Source organism: Azospira sp. MPR-LB4 (assembly GCF_058809525.1).
In genome coordinates this window covers 263,300-282,041 of sequence record NZ_CM179521.1, presented here as the reverse complement: position 1 = coordinate 282,041, position 18,742 = coordinate 263,300, and the positions used below count along the sequence as shown (strand labels likewise).

At 67.7% G+C, this 18,742-nt stretch carries 16 protein-coding genes; 10 read left to right on the top strand and 6 right to left on the bottom strand.

The features are described from left to right. Positions 1–54 precede the first annotated feature (54 nt). The 6 genes from AC3QLZ_RS01300 (at position 55) to AC3QLZ_RS01275 (ending at position 8,691) form a co-directional block, all read left to right on the top strand. Complete coding sequence (locus AC3QLZ_RS01300) at positions 55–1,326, top strand: MgtC/SapB family protein (protein ID WP_014237443.1); 1,272 nt, start codon at positions 55–57, stop codon at positions 1,324–1,326. Positions 1,327–1,349: 23 nt separating this feature from the next. Further along, positions 1,350–2,156 (top strand): AmmeMemoRadiSam system protein B, encoded by an 807-nt coding sequence (amrB, locus tag AC3QLZ_RS01295; RefSeq protein ID WP_014237442.1) that lies wholly within the window; start codon positions 1,350–1,352, stop codon positions 2,154–2,156. Then, positions 2,143–2,748, top strand: a complete 606-nt coding sequence (gene amrA / locus AC3QLZ_RS01290; RefSeq protein WP_014237441.1) for an AmmeMemoRadiSam system protein A — start codon at positions 2,143–2,145, stop codon at positions 2,746–2,748. Before amrB ends, amrA begins: the two co-directional genes overlap by 14 nt. Then, positions 2,745–3,845, top strand: a complete 1,101-nt coding sequence (amrS, locus tag AC3QLZ_RS01285) for an AmmeMemoRadiSam system radical SAM enzyme (protein WP_014237440.1) — start codon at positions 2,745–2,747, stop codon at positions 3,843–3,845. Before amrA ends, amrS begins: the two co-directional genes overlap by 4 nt. 111 nt (positions 3,846–3,956) lie before the next feature. Further along, a complete protein-coding gene (gene mfd, locus AC3QLZ_RS01280) occupies positions 3,957–7,553 on the top strand; it encodes a transcription-repair coupling factor (protein ID WP_014237439.1) in 3,597 nt (1,198 codons plus the stop codon). A 49-nt stretch (positions 7,554–7,602) separates the two neighbouring features. After that, positions 7,603–8,691, top strand: a complete 1,089-nt coding sequence (locus AC3QLZ_RS01275) for a patatin-like phospholipase family protein (RefSeq protein ID WP_014237438.1) — start codon at positions 7,603–7,605, stop codon at positions 8,689–8,691. On the opposite strand, the gene AC3QLZ_RS01270 is transcribed toward AC3QLZ_RS01275, so the two are convergent. Further along, complete coding sequence (locus AC3QLZ_RS01270) at positions 8,648–9,838, bottom strand: ABC transporter substrate-binding protein (RefSeq protein WP_043798137.1); 1,191 nt, start codon at positions 9,836–9,838, stop codon at positions 8,648–8,650. The genes AC3QLZ_RS01275 and AC3QLZ_RS01270 overlap by 44 nt on opposite strands. A gap of 171 nt (positions 9,839–10,009) precedes the next feature. Here AC3QLZ_RS01270 and AC3QLZ_RS01265 point away from each other — a divergent pair, with 171 nt between their 5' ends. From AC3QLZ_RS01265 to serB, 4 genes are all read left to right on the top strand, one after another. Further along, positions 10,010–12,586 carry a PAS domain-containing hybrid sensor histidine kinase/response regulator gene (locus AC3QLZ_RS01265; RefSeq protein ID WP_014237436.1) on the top strand — a complete coding sequence of 859 codons (2,577 nt, stop codon included), beginning with the start codon at positions 10,010–10,012 and terminating at the stop codon, positions 12,584–12,586. Positions 12,587–12,723: 137 nt separating this feature from the next. Further along, entirely contained in the window at positions 12,724–13,800 is a 1,077-nt protein-coding gene (locus AC3QLZ_RS01260) for a 3-deoxy-7-phosphoheptulonate synthase (protein WP_492783297.1), read from the top strand. 19 nt (positions 13,801–13,819) lie between these two features. Further along, positions 13,820–14,362: a gamma carbonic anhydrase family protein gene (locus tag AC3QLZ_RS01255; protein ID WP_014237434.1), complete on the top strand. Its 543-nt coding sequence runs from the start codon at positions 13,820–13,822 to the stop codon at positions 14,360–14,362. Positions 14,363–14,389: 27 nt separating this feature from the next. Then, positions 14,390–15,232, top strand: a complete 843-nt coding sequence (gene serB / locus AC3QLZ_RS01250) for a phosphoserine phosphatase SerB (RefSeq protein WP_014237433.1) — start codon at positions 14,390–14,392, stop codon at positions 15,230–15,232. 78 nt (positions 15,233–15,310) lie between these two features. Here serB and AC3QLZ_RS01245 read toward each other — a convergent pair whose 3' ends face one another. The 5 genes from AC3QLZ_RS01245 to hscB all read right to left on the bottom strand — a co-directional run bounded on the left by AC3QLZ_RS01245 (position 15,311) and on the right by hscB (position 18,658). Beyond that, positions 15,311–15,628, bottom strand: coding sequence for a hypothetical protein (locus tag AC3QLZ_RS01245; protein WP_014237432.1), 318 nt, complete (start codon positions 15,626–15,628; stop codon positions 15,311–15,313). A gap of 76 nt (positions 15,629–15,704) precedes the next feature. Then, positions 15,705–15,899, bottom strand: coding sequence for a Fe-S cluster assembly protein IscX (gene iscX, locus AC3QLZ_RS01240; protein WP_014237431.1), 195 nt, complete (start codon positions 15,897–15,899; stop codon positions 15,705–15,707). 10 nt (positions 15,900–15,909) lie between these two features. Beyond that, a complete protein-coding gene (gene fdx, locus AC3QLZ_RS01235; protein ID WP_014237430.1) occupies positions 15,910–16,251 on the bottom strand; it encodes an ISC system 2Fe-2S type ferredoxin in 342 nt (113 codons plus the stop codon). Next, positions 16,248–18,128: a Fe-S protein assembly chaperone HscA gene (hscA, locus tag AC3QLZ_RS01230; RefSeq protein ID WP_014237429.1), complete on the bottom strand. Its 1,881-nt coding sequence runs from the start codon at positions 18,126–18,128 to the stop codon at positions 16,248–16,250. The genes fdx and hscA overlap by 4 nt, the downstream gene beginning before the upstream one ends. Further along, positions 18,128–18,658 carry a Fe-S protein assembly co-chaperone HscB gene (gene hscB / locus AC3QLZ_RS01225; protein ID WP_014237428.1) on the bottom strand — a complete coding sequence of 177 codons (531 nt, stop codon included), beginning with the start codon at positions 18,656–18,658 and terminating at the stop codon, positions 18,128–18,130. Before hscB ends, hscA begins: the two co-directional genes overlap by 1 nt. Between the last annotated feature and the right edge of the window lie 84 nt (positions 18,659–18,742).

The following is an 18,742-nucleotide window of genomic DNA, read 5'->3' as shown; positions in this document are numbered from 1 at the left end:
GACTTTTCCGCCATTTTTGCCCCCCATCAAAAACCAGGCGAAATAAGAAAAACCATGGAAAACAACTTCCTCACCGAAACCGGGCTGGAATTCGCCCAAGCCTTTCTCCTCAGTCTGGGGGTGGGCCTGCTCATGGGCCTGGAGCGGGAACGGCATTCCTCCTCCCGGGCCGGCCTGCGCACCTTCGCCCTGACCGCCCTGCTCGGCACCATCGCCGGCCTGCTGGGGGAAAAGAGCGGTTCCGAGTGGGTGCTGGCCGCCGGCCTCCTGATGGTGGGCCTGATGATGGTGGCCGCCTACCATTCCCGCCCCGACGCCCAGGACCCGGGCACCACCTCGGTGGTAGCCCTGCTCCTGGCCTACACCTTCGGCGCCATGATCTGGTACCAGGAGCAGACCCTGGCGGTGATGCTGGCCATCCTCACCACCGTGCTGCTCTACTTCAAGACCGAGCTGCACCTGCTGAGCGAGAAGCTGACGCGCAAGGACCTCATCTCCATGCTGCAGTTCGGCGTCCTCTCCCTGGTCATCCTGCCCATCCTGCCGGACCAGGGCTTCGGCCCCTACCTGGCCCTCAACCCCTACCAGGTGTGGTGGATGGTGGTGCTCATCTCCGGCATGAGCCTGGCCGGCTATGCCGCCCTGCGCCTCTTCGGCCAGCAGCACGGCGCCCCCCTGATCGGCCTCATGGGCGGCCTCGCCTCCTCCACCGCCATCACCCTGGTGTACTCCCGCCACGTCAAGGCCACGCCCAACCTGCTGCGCCTGTCCATGGTGGTGATCCTCACCGCCAACGTGGTGGTGCTGGTGCGTCTCTCCCTCCTGGCCGCCATGCTGCAACCCGAGCTGCTGCCGCAACTGCTGCCGGCCCTGGGCGGCGGTCTGCTGCTGGGCCTGGTGGTGATCGGCTGGCTGTGGCGCATCCTCGGCGACCAGAGCGGCCAGCCGGAAACGCCCCTCAACCTGCACAACCCGGCGGAAATCCGCACCGCCCTCACCTTCGGCTGCATCTACGCCGTGGTGCTGCTGCTGGCCGCCTGGCTCTCCGATGTGGCCGGTTCCGAGGGCCTCTACGCCATTTCCCTGATTTCCGGCTTCACCGACGTGGATGCCATCGCCCTGTCCTCCCTGCGCCTGTTCGGCATGGGCAAGCTGCCCATGCATGAGGCGGTGAACTCCATCGTCATCGCCTTCCTCGCCAACCTGGTGTTCAAGCTGGGCATCGTCTTCTCCGTCGCCGGACCCAGCCTGGGTCGCCGTATCGGCCTGGGCTTCCTGGCCCTGGCCGCGGGCACCATCGGCGGCTGGATATTCATGCACCTGTAGCGTTACCTTCCAGGGAGCGAGCCATGCCCAGCCTTCGTCCCGCCGCCGTCGCCGGCCTCTTCTACCCGGCCGACCCCGCCCAGTTGGGCGCCGACATCGACGCCTACCTGGCCCAGGCCCGGCCGCCCGCTGCCGCAGGGCCGATCAAGGCCCTCATCGTGCCCCACGCCGGCTACCTCTATTCCGCCCCCATCGCGGCGACCGCCTATGCCGCCCTGGCGCCCCAGGCCGGGCGCATCCGCCGCGTCATCCTGCTCGGTCCCACCCACCGGGTGGCGGTGCGGGGACTGGCCGTGCCCACCGTGGACAGTTTCGCCACGCCCCTGGGCCCGCTGCCCATCGACGCCGAGGCCCGGCAGCGCATCGCCGACCTGCCCCAGGTGGTGGCCGACGACGGGGCCCACGCCCTGGAGCATTCCCTGGAAGTGCAACTGCCTTTCCTGCAACGCCTGCTGGGCCCCTTCACCCTGCTGCCCCTGGCCGTGGGCGCCGCCTCCGGCGAGGCCGTGGCCCAGGTGCTGGAGCGCCTGTGGGGCGGCGAGGAAACCCTGATCCTGGTCAGTTCCGACCTTTCCCACTACCAGCCCTACGCCGAGGCCGAACGCCTGGACCAGGCCACCTGCGCCCGCATCGCCGCCGCCCGGGCCGACCTGGCGCCCCAGGAAGCCTGCGGCGCCATTCCCATCAACGGCCTGCTGCTGGCGGCAGCCCGCCACGGCCTGCGGCCCCGCCTCCTGGACCGGCGCAATTCCGGCGATACCGCCGGCGACCGGGAACGGGTGGTGGGCTACGCCGCCTTCGCCCTGGAGCCGGACCATGGTCCCCACTGAGCCCATCGCCAGCGCGCCGCCCGATGCCGCCCTGGGCCGCCTGCTGCTGGCCCTGGCCCGCCACGCCATCGCCCGGGAACTGGGCCTGGCCGACCCGCCGCCCAATCTGGGAACGCCGCCGCCCCGGGCCCTGGAAAAGCCCGCCGCCACCTTCGTCACCCTGACCCGGGACGGCCGCCTGCGGGGCTGCATCGGCACCCTGGAAGCCCGCCGCCCCCTGGGCGAGGACGTGGCCGCCAATGCCCGGGCCGCCGCCTTCCGCGATCCCCGCTTCGCCCCGGTGAGCGTCGAAGAATGGCCCCTGCTGGACCTGGAAGTGTCCCTGCTGCAGACGCCCCGCCCCCTGGCCGCCGCCAGCGAGGCCGACGCCCTGGCGGCCCTGGTGCCCGGCGAGGACGGCCTGATCCTGCGCTACGGCGCCCACTGCGCCACCTTTCTGCCCCAGGTCTGGGAAGCCCTGCCCGAGCCGTCACGCTTTCTCGCCGAACTCAAGGCCAAGGCCGGCCTGCCCCGGGATTTCTGGTCGCCCCAGGTGGAGCTGGCCACCTACCGGGTGCGCAAGTGGCACCAGAACAGAGGAGAACGGCCATGAATCCCGACCACACCCCCGCCGTGGCCGAGAGCGCCCACCCGGGCCGCTGGTGGCACGCCCTGGAAGACGGCCGCCTGCAGTGCGACCTCTGTCCCCGGGACTGCCGTCTGCACGAAGGCCAGCGCGGCGCCTGCTTCGTGCGCCAGGCCCGGGACGGGGCCATGATCCTCACCACCTACGGCCGCTCCTCCGGCTTCTGCCTGGACCCGGTGGAAAAGAAGCCCCTCAACCACTTCCACCCGGGCACCCCCATCCTTTCCTTCGGCACCGCCGGCTGCAACCTGGCCTGCAAGTTCTGCCAGAACTGGGACATCTCCAAGTCCCGGGACATGGACCGGCTGATGGACGCCGCCAGCCCGGCCGCCATCGCCGCCGCTGCCCGCCGCCTGGAGGCCCCGGCCGTGGCCTTCACCTACAACGACCCGGTGATCTTCGCCGAATACGCCATGGACACGGCCCTGGCCTGCCGCGAGGCCGGCATCCGCAGCGTCGCCGTCACCGCCGGCTACATCCACGCCGAACCGCGGAAGGAGTTCTTCGCCCTGATGGACGCCGCCAACGTGGACCTCAAGGCCTTCACCGAGGACTTCTACGTCAAGCTGTGCGGCGGCCACCTACAGCCGGTGCTCGACACCCTGGCCCACATCCACCACCTCACCGACTGCTGGCTGGAAATCACCACCCTGCTCATTCCCGGCCACAACGACAGCGACCGGGAAATCGCCCAGCTGGCCGGCTGGATCGAACGGGAACTGGGGCCCGAAGTGCCCCTGCACTTCAGCGCCTACCACCCGGACTGGAAATTCCTCGAGGCGCCGGAGACGCCGCCGGCCACCCTCAGCCGGGCCCGCCGCATCGCCCGGGACGCCGGCCTGCACTTCGTCTACACCGGCAACGTGCACGACACCGCGGGCGGCACCACCGACTGCCCCCGCTGCCACGCGCCCCTGATCGTGCGCGACTGGTACACCCTCAAGCAGTACCGCCTCACCGCCAGCGGCGCCTGCCCCGACTGCGGCCACCAGCTGGCCGGCCGCTTCGGCCCGGGGCCCGGCGACTTCGGCGCCCGCCGCCAGCCGGTGCGGCTCGGCACCTGACGAGCGGGAACACCGAAAAGCGGCATGGCCTGCAGGCCAAGAAGGACGGGAATCTTCGGCATGGCCAGGCCACAAGCCGCATCCAGCAAGGCGCTGCGGCCATGCCCCTGAATGAATCTTCCCCGGCTGCACTGCGGCGCCAGCCCGGCCCCGGCGTCGGCAAACGGCAGCGCCCCGGCCGGGCCAGCGCCCCTGGGCTATAATCCTGCCTCCCCCGCCTGCCTGATTTACCTCCTCGTGTCCGCCTCCACCTCGCCCGCCCTGCCCGAACTGCCTCCCGAAATTTCCCGCGCCCTGGCCCAGCTGCCGCGCAGCGGCGAACGCCTGCACCTACCGCCCCTGGCCGGTTCCGCCGACGCCCTGGCCCTGGCCCGGCTGGGCAGCCAGGCCCGCAGCCAGAAGCGCCTGCTGGCCGTGCTCACCGCCAGCCCGGCGGACGCCCAGCGCCTGCTGGAGGAAATTCCCTGGTTCGCGCCGGACCTGAAGGTGCGCCTGCTGCCGGACTGGGAAACCCTGCCCTACGACAATTTCTCGCCCCACCACGACCTGGTCTCCGAGCGCCTGGCCACCCTCTACGCCGTCAGCCGGGGCGAGTGCGAAGTGCTGCTGGTGCCGGCCACCACCGCCGTCTACCGCCTGACTCCACCCAGCTACCTGGCGGCCTACACCTTCTTCCTGAAAAAGGGCGAGAAGCTGGACGCCGAGCAGTTCCGCAGCCAGCTCACCCTGGCCGGCTACACCCACGTCACCCAGGTGGTGTCGCCGGGGGAATACTCCATCCGCGGCGGCCTGGTGGACCTGTTCCCCATGGGCTCGGCCCTGCCCTACCGCATCGACCTCTTCGACGAAGAGATCGAGACCCTGCGCACCTTCGACGCCGACACCCAGCGCAGCCTCTACCCGGTGCCGGAAATCCGCCTGCTGCCGGCCCGGGAATTCCCCCTGGACGACGGCGGCCGCACCCGCTTCCGCCAGCGCTTCCGCGAAGTCTTCGAAGGTGATCCGGCCAAGTCCGGCATCTACAAGGACGTCTCCAACGGCGTCCCTTCCGCCGGCATCGAATACTGGCTGCCCCTCTTCTTCGAGGAAACCGCCACCCTCTTCGACTACCTGCCCAAGGACGCCGTGCTCTGCCAGCACCGGGACGTGGCGCTTGCCCTGCAGGACTTCTGGCGCGACACCCAGTCCCGCTACAACATGCTGGCCGGCGACAAGGCCCGGCCCCTGCTGCCCCCGGCCGAGCTGTTCCTCTCCGAGGAGCAGTTCTTCGTCGCCGCCAAGGACTACGCCAAGCTGATCCTGGGCACCCCGGCGGAAGGCATGCCGCCTCTGGCCACCGCCGTCCCCACCGTGGCGGTGGAACGGCGGGCCGAGGACCCGCTGACCGCCCTCAAGCAGTTCATCGCCGGCCGCCAGGGGCGCCGCACCCTGCTCCTGGCCGAATCCGCCGGCCGCCGCGAAACCCTGCAGCAACTGCTGCTGGAACACGGCCTCAAGCCCGCCGCCAGCGCCGACTTTGCCGCCTTCCTCGGCGGCGACGCGCCCCTGGCCCTGGGCGTGGCCCCCCTGCAAAGCGGCTTCTGCCTCGACGGCCTGGCCATCATCACCGAGACCGAGCTGTACGCCGGCAGCCCCAACCGCCGCAGCCGCCAGAACGCCCAGCGCCGGGCATCCATGGACAACTGGCTGCGGGACCTGACCGAGCTCAAGGTGGGCGACCCGGTGGTGCACGAATCCCACGGCATCGGCCGCTACATGGGCCTGCTGCACCTGGACCTGGGCGAAGGCGACACCGAATTCCTGGAGCTGCACTACGCCAACGAGGCCAAGCTGTACGTGCCCGTCTCCCAGCTCCACGTCATCTCCCGCTACTCCGGCAACGAGCCCGATGCGGCGCCCCTCCACAGCCTGGGCTCGGGCCAGTGGGAAAAGGCCAAGAAGAAGGCCGCCGAACAGGCCCGGGACACCGCCGCCGAACTGCTGGCCCTCTACGCCGCCCGGGCGGCGCGCCAGGGCCATGCCTTCGCCTTCACCGAAAACGACTACGAGGCTTTCGCCGACGGCTTCGGCTTCGAGGAGACGGAAGACCAGGCCACCGCCATCGCCGCGGTGATCGAGGACATGAAGTCGGGCAAGCCCATGGACCGCCTGGTGTGCGGCGACGTGGGCTTCGGCAAGACCGAAGTGGCCCTGCGCGCCGCCTTCGTCGCCGTGGCCGGCGGCAAGCAGGTGGCGGTGCTGTGCCCCACCACCCTGCTCTGCGAACAGCACTACCAGACCTTCAAGGACCGCTTCGCCGACTGGCCGGTGCAGATCGCCGAACTGTCCCGCTTCAAGACCGCCAAGGAAACCGCCCAGGCCATGAAGGACCTGGAGGCGGGCAAGATCGACATCGTCATCGGCACCCACAAGCTGCTCTCCAAGGAGATGAAGTTCGACCGCCTGGGCCTGGTCATGATCGACGAGGAACACCGCTTCGGCGTGCGCCAGAAGGAGGCCCTGAAGGCCCTGCGGGCCGAGGTGGATGTGCTGACCCTGACCGCCACCCCCATCCCCCGCACCCTGGCCATGAGCCTGGAAGGCCTGCGGGACTTTTCGGTGATCGCCACGGCGCCCCAGAAGCGGCTGGCCATCAAGACCTTCGTCGCCAAGTTCTCCGACGGCATCATCCGCGAGGCGGTGCTGCGGGAACTGAAGCGGGGCGGCCAAGTGTACTTCCTGCACAACGAGGTGGACACCATTGACAACATGCGGGAGAAGCTCCAGTCCCTGGTGCCCGAGGCCCGCATCGTGGTCGGCCACGGCCAGATGAACGAGCGGGAGCTGGAACGGGTGATGCGGGACTTCACCCAGCAGCGGGCCAACCTGCTGCTATGCACCACCATCATCGAGACCGGCATCGACAATCCCCACGCCAACACCATCCTCATCAACCGGGCCGAAAAATTCGGCCTGGCCCAGCTGCACCAGCTGCGGGGACGGGTCGGCCGCTCCCACCACCAGGCCTACTCCTACCTCCTGGTGCAGGATGAAAAGGCCCTGACCAAGCAGGCCAAGCAGCGCCTGGAGGCCATCCAGCATATGGAAGAGCTGGGGGCCGGCTTCTACCTGGCCATGCACGACCTGGAAATCCGCGGCGCCGGCGAGGTACTGGGGGAAAACCAGTCCGGCGAAATGCAGGAGGTGGGCTTCAACCTGTACACCGAGATGCTCAACCGGGCGGTGGCCGCCCTCAAGCAGGGCAGGGAGCCGGACCTGACCCAGCCCCTGGGCGTCACCACGGAAATCAACCTGCACGCCCCGGCCCTGCTGCCCGACGCCTACGCCCCCGACGTGCACGAGCGCCTGACCCTCTACAAGCGCCTCTCCAACTGCGAAACGGAGGAGGACATCAACGCACTGCAGGAAGAGCTGATCGACCGCTTCGGAGAGCTGCCGCCCCAGGGCCAGTGTCTGCTGGCCACCCACCGCCTGCGCCTGCTGGCCAGGCCCCTGGGCATCGTCAAGCTGGACGCCACTGCCAGCCAGCTGACCGTGCAGTTCTGCCCCAATCCGCCCATCGAGCCCATCCGCATCATCGAACTGATTCAGAAAAACCGTCACTTCAAGCTGGCCGGGCAGGATAAACTGGCAGTCGTTCGTCATATGCCGACCCTCAAGGAACGGGTCGATGCAGTGAAGGATCTGTTCCGGCAACTGGGCGCCTGACCACCCCGGGCCTGCGTTGCCGGAAAACCCAATTCCGGAGGACAACGCAATGGCAAAGACTGCACTGATCATCGGGGGCGGCGCCCCCAACGCCACCCTCATGGCCGGGGCCCTGGTGGCCTTCGAGGAGGCCGGCGTCGAATTCGACGTAGTTTCCACCGCCGGGGCCGGCGCCCTCATCGGCCTGCTCTACCTGGCGCCCCAGGGCGGCGATTCCCTGAAGGCCCTGCGCAGCACCGTGGACATGGGCATCGCCGACGCCCTCTACCAGCGCTATCCGGTCAATTTCAAGGTATTCCAGAAATCCGGCTCCATCGCCGAGGCCTACCGGGCCCTGCTGCAGGCCAATCCCCTGGTCCAGGCCATGGAGCAGCAGCTGGGCGGCCACGAGGCGACGCGGCTGCAGGCCGACCTGATCAAGCTGATGTTCGCCGTGGCCTGCCCCACCGACCTCAATGCCGACAGCCTGGGTCTCTGCGCGCCGGTGCCCTTCCTCGAGCAGGTGGTGGATTTTTCCGCCCTGCAGCAGCGCCACGAGCGTTTCTACGTGAACGCCTACAACATCAACGACCGGCGCATGCAGAATTTCAGCAGCGCCAAGGGACAGATCAGCGGCGACGCCCTGCGCGCCGCCCTGGCCTTCCCCTTCCTCTACCCGCCGCACCAGATGGTGGACCCGGAGGACGGCCAGCCCAAGTACTACTACGAAGGCGCCGCCCACGACTGCCTCAACTACGAGGCCCTGGTCAGCCACGAACCGGAGGTGAAGGACATCGTGGTCTTCGACGTGCTGGGTGCCGAGAAGCTGATGCGCACGCCGCGGGACCTCTACGACGCCTGGCTGCTCTCCATCATCGTGCCCCTGGTGGAAATTGCCCGGGACGACACCAAGATCTTCGAAGCCAAGTACAACCGGGACGGCAAGTGGAACCTGCTCAAGGTGCCCTTCGACATCCCGGCGGACAAATGGGAAACCTCCCTCGACTGGTCCCGTTCCAACCTGGAGACCCTGTTCCAGGTGGGCTACGACTCCGGCCGCCAGTTCCTCGCCGGGGCCGGCAGCCACCTGCCCCGCCGCGGCCAGGCCGCCAAGCCTAGCGCGCCAGCAAAGGGCAAGCGCTCGCCGAAAGGGGGCTGAAGGCCTGCTCCCCGGGGATGGTGCGCAACACCCGCAGGTAGTCCCAGGGTTCCCGGATGTCCCCGGGCTTCTTCACTTCCAGCAGGTAGATGTCGTGCACCATGCGCCCGTCTTCCCGCAGGCGGGCGTTGCGCACGATGGGGTCACGGATGGGGATTTCCCGCATCCTGGCCACCACGGTAGTGCCCTTGTCGCTGTCGCTGGCGGCCACCGCCTTGAAGTAGTGGATGAGGGAGGAATAGACGCCGGCCTGCAGGTCGCTGGGCATGGCGCCGGTGCGCTCGAAGAAGCGCTGGGACCAGGCCCGGGCCTCCGGGTCCTGGTTCCAGTAGAAGGAATGGGAAAGCTTGAGGCCCTGGGCCAGCTGGGGCTTCATCACATGGACGTCGTTGAGGGCGGTGGCCACCGCCGCCAGCACCGTCTTGCCCTTGCTCACCCGCAGCAGGTCGAAACTCTGCCGCACCGCCCGGATCATGTCCTGGCCCGCATCCACCAGGGCGATCACCTGGGCGCCGGACTCCGCCGCCTGGCGCAGCTTGACGAACAGCTGCCGCTCCCCCAGGCCGTGGTAGGTGCGCCCCAGCACCTGGCCGCCGTTGGCCTCGATCACCGCCGCCAGCTCCTTTTCCGTATTACGGCCGAAGGCATTGTCCAGGGTGATGAAATACCAGGTCCTGGCGCCGCTCCGGGTCAGTTCCCGGCCCAGGGCGGTGGTGTAGGCCTGGCTGTCGTACATCCAGTGCACCCCGGTGGCGGCACAGCGGCTGCCGGTGATTTCCGTGCTCATGACGCCGTTGTAGAAGACCACCGCCCCCTTGGGCCGGTTGATTTCCTGCACCGCCAGGGCGATGGGGGAACTGGCCACGTCGGCGATGACGTCCACCCCCTCCTCGAACAGCCAGCGCTTGGCCACTGCCGAGCCCTGGGCGACGCTGTTGCCGTGGTCGGCGAAGAAGAGGCGGATGGGTTTGCCGTTGATCTTGCCGCCCACGTCCTCGATGGCCATGCGCGCCGCCGCCACGGAACCGCTGCCGGTGATGTGGGCATAGGTCGATTGCATATCCACGAGCAGGCCGACGCGGATTTCCCCGTCGGAAAAATCGGCCCGGGCGGCCAGGCTGAAAATTGCCAGAGACAAGGCCAGCATTGCCTTTCCGGCCCACGACCGGAGACCGGCGGAGCTGCCGGCGGCAATCTGCAAAGACCGGGGAGCGGGGAACAGCTTGTCCATTGGCGGCTTCTCAGTGGAAAATGCCAAACATCATAAAAGCGACAAGCGGCGGTCACAACCGCTGATTTCCATTCGGGGACCCAATCCGTGCCGCCACGATCCAGAGCCTCCCAGCGACTCCCCTTCGTCATCTACGGCTTTGCCATCCTGGCGGGACTCATCCTGGTGCTCGGCTTCGCCCGTTTCAACACCCTGCACGAAGTTTTCCTCGACGCCAATTTCGACAGCGTCCACGGCGCCCGCACCCTGCTCAAGGCACGCTACTTCATCGGCCAGAGCCAGGAGTTGCTGGAGCGGGCCGCCGATTCCCCCGATGCTCGGCGCAAGCACGTGGCTGCCGCCTGGGAAGCCCTGGCCCTGGCCGAGAACTACAGCGCCGAAGGCCGGGACAGCAATCCGGAAATGCGCGCCCGGCTCTCCGAGCGCATCCGCAACCTGAAGCTGAAGACCAACCAGTACCTGGAAGGCAGCGGTACGCCCGCCGCCGACCTGCCCCATCTGGTGCAGGAGTCCCGCCTCCTGGCCGACGACCTGGAAGCGGCGGAACTGGACCGCTGGGGCATGCTCTCTTCCATGAACGCGGCCCTGGCCGAGCGCATGGAGCAGATGCGCCTGTTCATCGCCGCCATCGTGGTCGGTTTCATCGCCCTCATGTCCATGCTGGGCTGGGCCCTGACCCGGGCCAGCCGGGCCGAGAGCGCCCTGCTGCGGGCCAAGGAGGAAGTGGAGGCGATCCAGCAGACCACCCTGGACGCCTCGGCCATCGGCATCGCCTACCTGGACACCAGCAACCACGAAGACCGGCACGTGGTCCTGGCCAACCGGCAGATGGCTGCCATGTTCGGCTACGGCTCCCAGGAGGTGATCGGCCTGCGGGCCGAGGAGCTGTACCCGAGCCGGGAAAGCTTCGTCAGCGCCACCCAGGACATCATGCCCATACTGGAACAGGGCCAGGTGATGCGCCAGGAGCTGATCATGCGGCGGCGCAACGGCGAGTGCTTCTGGTGCGCCGTGTCGGGCAAGGCCATCAATCCGGACGACCTCAGCCGCGGCGTGGTGTGGACCTTCGAGGACGTCACCGAACGCAAGGCGGCGGAAAGCGAACTGCGCCACGCCCGGGAAAAGGCGGAGGCGGCAAACCGGGCCAAGAGCGAATTCCTGGCCAACATGAGCCACGAAATCCGCACCCCCTTCACCGGCATCCTGGGGGTGCTGGACCTGCTCCTGCACACGCCCCTCAACGAAAAGCAGGAGCGCTACATCCGCCTGGCCTACGGCAGCACCAAGCAGCTGCTGGCCATCCTCAACGACATCCTGGACATTTCCAAGATCGAAGCCGGCAAGCTGGTGATCCATCCGGAGGAGGTGGACCTGGTGCTGCTGCTGGGCGAACTGACCGAGGTCCAGGCCGCCGCCGCGGCCCAGAAGGGGCTGGAGTTCCGCTACCACATCAAGGGCATCATCCCGCCCAAGATCCATGGCGATCCGGTACGCCTGCGCCAGATCATGGCCAACCTGCTCAACAACGCCATCAAATTCACCAACAGCGGCTGGGTCGAGCTGGACATCGAATGCACCCGCATCGCCCCCGGCCGCCAGCACCTGCGGGTCGAGGTGCGGGACTCGGGCATCGGCGTGCCGCCGGAACTGCAGGAAACCATCTTCGACAAATTCACCCAGGCCGATTCCTCCACCACCCGCCTCTTCGGCGGCACCGGACTGGGCCTGACCATCTGCAAGCAGCTGGTGGAACTGATGCACGGCAGCATCGGCGTCAGCAGCAACAGCGGCGAAGGCAGCTGCTTCTGGTTCGACATCGAACTGCCGGAAAGCGACCCCACGGTGAGCCCGGTGCCCGTGCTGCCGGCGGGCAGCCCCATCACCGCCCTGCCCCGGGACACCCGCATCCTGCTGGTGGACGACACCGAGGCCAACCGGGAAGTGCTGGCCGAATACCTGGCCCAGGCCCACTGCCAGGTGCGCCAGGCGGCCAACGGCCTAGAGGCGGTAACCCTGGCGGAAAGCTGGCAGCCGGACGCCATCCTCATGGACTGCCAGATGGCCGGCATGGACGGCTACGAGGCCACCCGTCAGATCCGCATCCAGGAAGGCCAGCGGCGGCGCACGCCGATCATCGCCCTAACCGCCTTCGTCATGCGCGGCGACCGGGAAAAATGCCTGGCCGCCGGCATGGACGACTACCTGCCCAAGCCGGTGGACGCCCAGACCCTCATCGCCACCATCGGCAAATGGCTGGAAGGCCGCGAGACCAATCCGGCCCGGACGCCCCGCTTCAGCGGCCGCATCCTGCTGGTGGACGACAACCCGGAAATCCGGGAGGCCAGCACCTGCCTGCTGGAAGCCCTGGGCTGCCAGGTACAGAGCGCGTCTTCCGGCGAAGAGGCCCTGCAACTGGGCCCCGAGGCCGACTTCGACCTGGTACTGATGGACTGCCGCATGCCCGGGCTCGACGGCTGCGCCACCACCCGGGCCTGGCGGGCCCGGGAACGGGGCACGCCGACGGCCATCATCGCCCTCACCGCCGGCGACCCGGACGAGAGCCGGGCCCAGTGCCGGGAGGCGGGCATGAACGACTTCCTCGCCAAGCCCTTCTCGGAGCAGGAACTGGTCACCCTGCTGCGCCGCTGGCTGGCTCCGCAATAAGCGCCGGCTATCGCGGCATTAGGGTGCGCAAGGGACGGCGGAAGGGTTAAACTCCCATCCTCGGCTTGGCGGCGTCCGTTCCGGTGGGCGCCGGCTCCTCCCGATTGCAACCGGAACCAGTGCTGCCCATAACGACCATGACCACCCCCGACATCGACAACATCAATATCGCCGCCTTCGACCCCATGCCGACCCCGGCGGCAATGCTGGCCAGCCAGCCCCTCTCCGAGAAGGCCGCCACTGTGGTGCGCCAGGGCCGGCAGGACCTGAAGAACATCCTGGACCGCAAGGACCACCGCCTCTTCGTGGTGGTGGGCCCCTGCTCCATCCACGACCCCGTCGCCGGCCTGGACTACGCCCGCCGCCTCAAGGCCCTGGCCGACGAGGTCTCCGACACCCTGCTGCTGGTGATGCGCGTCTACTTCGAGAAGCCCCGCACCACCGTGGGCTGGAAGGGCTATATCAACGACCCCTTCATGGACGACTCCTTCCGCGTGGACGTGGGCATGGCCAAGGCCCGGGAGTTCCTCCTGCAGGTCAATGAAATCGGCCTGCCCGCCGGCACCGAGGCCCTGGACCCGAATTCGCCCCAGTACTACGGCGACCTCATTTCCTGGACCGCCATCGGCGCCCGCACCACCGAATCCCAGACCCACCGGGAAATGTCTTCCGGCCTGTCCACCCCGGTGGGCTTCAAGAACGGCACCGACGGCAACACCGAGATCGCCATCAACGCCATTCTCTCCGCCTCCAAGCCCCACAGCTTCCTCGGTCTCAACGACCAAGGCCAGGTGGCCATCGTGCGCACCACCGGCAATGCCTACGGCCACATCGTGCTGCGCGGCGGCGGCGGCCGGCCCAACTACGACACGGTCTCCGTCTCCGTAGCCGAGCAGGCCATGGTCAAGGCCAAGCTGATCCCCAACGTGGTGGTGGACTGTTCCCACGCCAACAGCCTGAAGAAGCCCGAACTGCAGCCCCTGGTGATGTCCGACGTGGTGAACCAGATCCGTCTGGGCAACCAGTCCATGGTGGGGGTGATGATCGAATCCAACATCGAGGCCGGCAACCAGTCCATCCCCGCCGACCTGTCCCAGCTCAAGTACGGCTGCTCCGTCACCGACGGCTGCGTGGACTGGGCCACCACGGAAAAGATGATCCGCGACGCCGCCACCCTGCTGCGCGACGTGCTGCCGGAACGGCAGGCCGGTTAAGCCTTTCCCGGCCCTGCCTATGCTCCTCAGTCCCTACCTGGACACTTATCCGTCCGTCGGCGAGTCCTGCTACCTTCACCCCTCGGCCCAGCTCATCGGCGACGTGCGGCTGGGGCGGGATTCGTCGGTGTGGTGCAACGCCGTCCTGCGGGGCGACGTGAACCGCATCGAGATCGGCGCCTGCAGCAACATCCAGGATTTTTCCATGGGCCACGTCTCCCACAAGAATGCCGCCAAGCCGGAGGGCTCGCCCCTGCTGATCGGCGACTACGTCACCGTGGGCCATGGCGCCATCCTGCACGGCTGCCGCATCGGCGACGAATGCCTGATCGGCATGGGTTCCATGGTCATGGACGATGCGGTGATCCAGCCCCGGGTCATGCTCGGCGCCGGCAGCCTGGTGTCCCCGGGCAAGACCCTGGAGAGCGGCTACCTCTACGTGGGCCGCCCCGCCGTCCGGGTGCGGCCCCTCACGCCTGACGAAATCGCCTACCTGCGCTATTCCGCCGAACACTACGTGCGGGTGAAAAACAATTACCTGTCGTCGCCCCAGACGACCTGAGTTCCACCCCGATCACCGCTCACCACCATGAACCTCATCATTCAGAACGGCGCCCTGCCGACCTTTCTCCTCGACCGCATTGCCGCCGCCACCCAGGCCGCTGCCGTGGAACCCCGGCCGCCCCGGGTGGTGTGCTTCCGCAACGCCAGCCGCACAACCGAATTCGACGCCCTGCTGCCCCTGATCGAAGCCGAAAAGCTGGACTGGGCCTTCGTCCCCGCCGACCGCAAGCTGGCCGACTACGGCCTCATCTGCTTCGACATGGACTCGACCCTCATCACCATCGAGTGCATCGACGAACTGGCCGACTTCGCCGGCAAGAAGGCGGAAGTCTCCGCCGTCACCGAATCGGCCATGCGCGGCGAAATCGACTACCGGGAAAGCCTGCGCCGCCGCCTGGCCCTGCTGGCCGGGCTGGACGCCCGGGTCCTGGCCCGGGTCTATGGCGAACGCCTGCTGCTCTCCGAGGGCGCCCGGGAACTGCTGGAAGCGGCCCAGACGGCCGGCCTGCGCACCGCCATCCTCTCCGGCGGCTTCACCTATTTCACCGAACGCCTGCGCATCGAACTGGGCTTCGACTTCGCCACCTCCAACGAACTGGAAATCTCCGGCGGCAAGCTCACCGGCAAGGTGGTGGGCGACATCGTGGACGCCCAGGCCAAGGCCCACCACCTCAACCGGCTGCGGGACGAACTGGGCCTGGAACGGGAGCAGGTGATCGCCGTCGGCGACGGCGCCAACGACCTCTTGATGATGGCCGAAGCCGGCCTTTCCGTGGCCTTCCACGCCAAGCCGGCAACCCGGGCCAAGGCCTCGGTGGCCATCAGCCACGGCGGCCTGGACAGCCTGCTCAACCTGTTCGAAGCCTGAAGCGCCCCGGCTCCGACAGCAAAACAAAAGCCCCGCAGTGCGGGGCTTTGTCTTTGGGCGGAAAATGCTTTCCCGGGGCTACAAGCCGGCCAGGGATTCCTCCCGCTTGCGGCGCAGGCCTTCGGGCATGCGCAGGGTCTGGCGGTCCCAGCCCTCCAGGTCGAGCACCCGGTCCAGGCACTCTTCCAGTTCCGCATGGGCGGTGTTGGTGGAGGCGGCGATGAGCTGGTGCACCGGCCGCTCGCTGCTCGGCGCCTCCAGACAGTCCTGCTGGTAGCGATAGAGCCCGCGCAGGTCGCGGATGGCCGCCGCCACCTGGGCCGGACAGGCACACATGTAGATGGTTGCCTCGTCGATGATCCGTTCCAGTTGCTGGTCGCTGAAGCGCTGTTCCATGGTCGTGCCTTCCCTGTCCTGATTGCTTCGTTCCACCTCGGCTGCGGGCGGGGTCAATTCGCCCGCATCACCCGAATTACTCGGCCTCTTCGATCCAGGCGCCCTGGATGGCTTCCAGGATTTTCTCGCCGCAGTGCTTGGGATCGTCGTTGAATCCGGGCAGGGCCATGACCCAGTTCATCAGGTCCACGAAATTGATCTTGGTGGGATCCACGTCCGGATGGGCGTCGGCGAGTTCGATGGCAATATCGTTGATGTCGGTCCATTTCATGGCGCTCTCCTCAGTGCTTGCCTTCCTTGGCCATGTTGATGGTGTACTTGGGGATTTCCACCACCAGGGGCGTGGCCTTGACGATGGCCTGGCAGGACAGGCGGGAATTGGGCTCCAGGCCCCAGGCCTTGTCCAGCATGTCTTCTTCCAGATCCTCGGCCGGTTCCAGGGAATTGAAGCCTTCCCGGATCACCACGTGGCAGGTGGTGCAGGCACAGGACTTCTCGCAGGCATGCTCGATTTCGATATCGTGCTGCAACAGGGCATCGCAGACGCTGGTGCCCGGTTCGGCCTCGATCACGGCGCCCTCGGGGCACAGCTCCTCATGGGGCAGGACGATGATCTGGGTCATTCTTCTTCTCCGATTTTCACGTCGTCCACCCGCTTCCCGGCCAGGGCTCGCTTGATGCTCTGGTCCATGCGGCGGGCGGCAAATTCATTGGTTTCCAGGGCCAGCAGGTCCATGCCGTGGTTGATGGCATGGCGGTCCTCGCCCTGAATGACGGTGCGCAGCTTTTCCAGGGCCACATCGACCCGGGCCCGTTCGCCCGCATCCAGCAGGTGGGGGTCTTCCTTGAGAGCCGCTTCGGTGGCTTCGAGCAGGCGGTCGGCCTCTACCCGGGCTTCCTGCAGGGCGCGGCGGAAGGCGTCGTCCTTGGCGTGCTCCAGAGAGGATTGCAGCATGCCGGTGATTTCGTCGTCGGTGAGGCCGTAGGACGGCTTCACGGCCACGGAGGCCTCCACGCCGGAGGTCTGCTCCCGGGCGGTGACGGAGAGCAGGCCGTCCGCATCCACCTGGAAGGTGACGCGGATGCGCGGCGCCCCGGCCACCATGGGGGGAATGCCCCGCAACTCGAAGCGGGCCAGGGAACGGCAGTCGGACACCAACTCCCGCTCGCCCTGGACCACGTGGATGGCCATGGCGGTCTGGCCGTCCTTGAAGGTGGTGAATTCCTGGGCCCGGGCCACGGGGATGGTGGAATTGCGGGGGATGACCTTCTCGGTCAGGCCGCCCATGGTCTCCAGGCCGAGGGACAGGGGAATCACGTCCAGCAGCAGCCAGTCGTCGCCGGGATTGCGGTTGCCGGCCAGCAGGTTGGCCTGGGTGGCGGCGCCGATGGCCACCACCTTGTCCGGGTCCAGGTTGGTCAGGGGCTCCTGGCGGAAGAACTCGCCCACGGCCTTCTGGATGGCGGGAATGCGGGTGGCGCCGCCCACCATGACCACGCCCTTGACGTCGGTGGGACGCAGGCCCGCATCCCGCAGGGCCTTCTTGCAGGGCTGCAGGGTCTTGGCCACCAGGGTCTGGGTGATGTCGTTGAAGACTTCGGCGGAAAGCTTGAGGTTCACCAGTTCGCCGCTGGTGAGCTTGGCGGTAATCGGCGCCTCGTTGTGCCCGGTCAGGTATTCCTTGGCTTCCCGGGCCTTGGTCAGCAGCAGGCGGGCGTCCATGGCGGCCAGGGGTGCCAGCTTGGCGGTCTCGCTGATCCAGCAGAGGATGCGCTGGTCGAAATCGTCGCCGCCCAGGGCCGAATCGCCGCCGGTGGACATGACTTCGAAAACGCCCTTGGAGAGGCGCAGGATGGAAATGTCGAAGGTGCCGCCGCCCAGGTCGTAGACGGCGTAGATGCCCTCGGAGCCGTTGTCCAGGCCGTAGGCGATGGCGGCGGCAGTGGGTTCGTTGAGCAGGCGCAGGACGTTGAGGCCGGCCAGGCGGGCCGCATCCTTGGTGGCCTGGCGCTGGGCGTCGTCGAAGTAGGCAGGCACGGTGATGACGGCGCCCACCAGTTCGCCGCCCAGGGCGGCTTCAGCGCGGGTGCGCAGCACCTTGAGGATGTCGGCGGAGACCTCCACCGGGCTCTTCACCCCGGCCCGGGTCTTCAGCCGCACCATGCCCGGCGCCACCTGGAAATCGTAGGGGGCGGATTCCACGTGGCCGATGTCTTCCAGGCCCCGGCCCATGAAACGCTTGACGGAGACGATGGTGTTCTTCGGGTCCCGGGCCTGCTCGGCCTGGGCCTCGATGCCCACCACCACCTCCCCTTCCGGGGTGTAGCGCACCACGGAAGGCAGCAGGGCGCGGCCGTCCTCGTCGTTGAGGACCACGGCCATGCCGCTGCGCACGGTGGCGACCAGGGAATTGGTGGTACCCAGGTCGATGCCCACCGCCAGCTTGTGTTCGTGGGGCAGTTCGGACTGGCCGGGTTCGGCGATTTGCAGTAGGGCCATTATTGGTCTTCCAGGGCCACCAGGGCCTCGTCAATATCGTGTTGCAGCTTTTCCAGGAACATCAGGCGGCGGGTCAGGTCGGCCGCTGCCGGGTAGTCGGCCTGCTGGTCGAACAGGGCGCCCAGTTCCGCATAGCGTTCGGCAATCTGGTCCCGCAGGCGGAAATGCAGATCTTCCAGTTCATCCACCTGGCCGGCCTGCCGCGCCTCTTGCACGGCTTCGCGCCATTCCATCTGCTCCATGAGGAAATCCACGGGCATGGCGGTGTTGTTTTCGGCGCCCACGTCCTGGCCCGCCAGATGCAGCAGGTACTGGGCCCGCGGCAGGGGTTTCTTCAGGGCCTGGTAGGCCTCGTTGACCCGGGTCGCCCATTGCATGGACAGGCGCCGGTCCGCTTCGGAAGCGTCGGCGAACTTGTCCGGATGCACCTGGGCCTGGGCCTCGCGGAAGCGGGCATCGAGCACGCCCAGGTCCACATTGAAGACCCGGGGCAGCCCGAAAAGGGTGAAATGATCAGCGTTGAAATCCATGGCGGCCCCGATTGTATTGTTTTTTGGGCGGATCAGGCTCCACCCGCGGGCAAAGCGCAGCCAGGGCTAGGCGCGCCCCAAGAA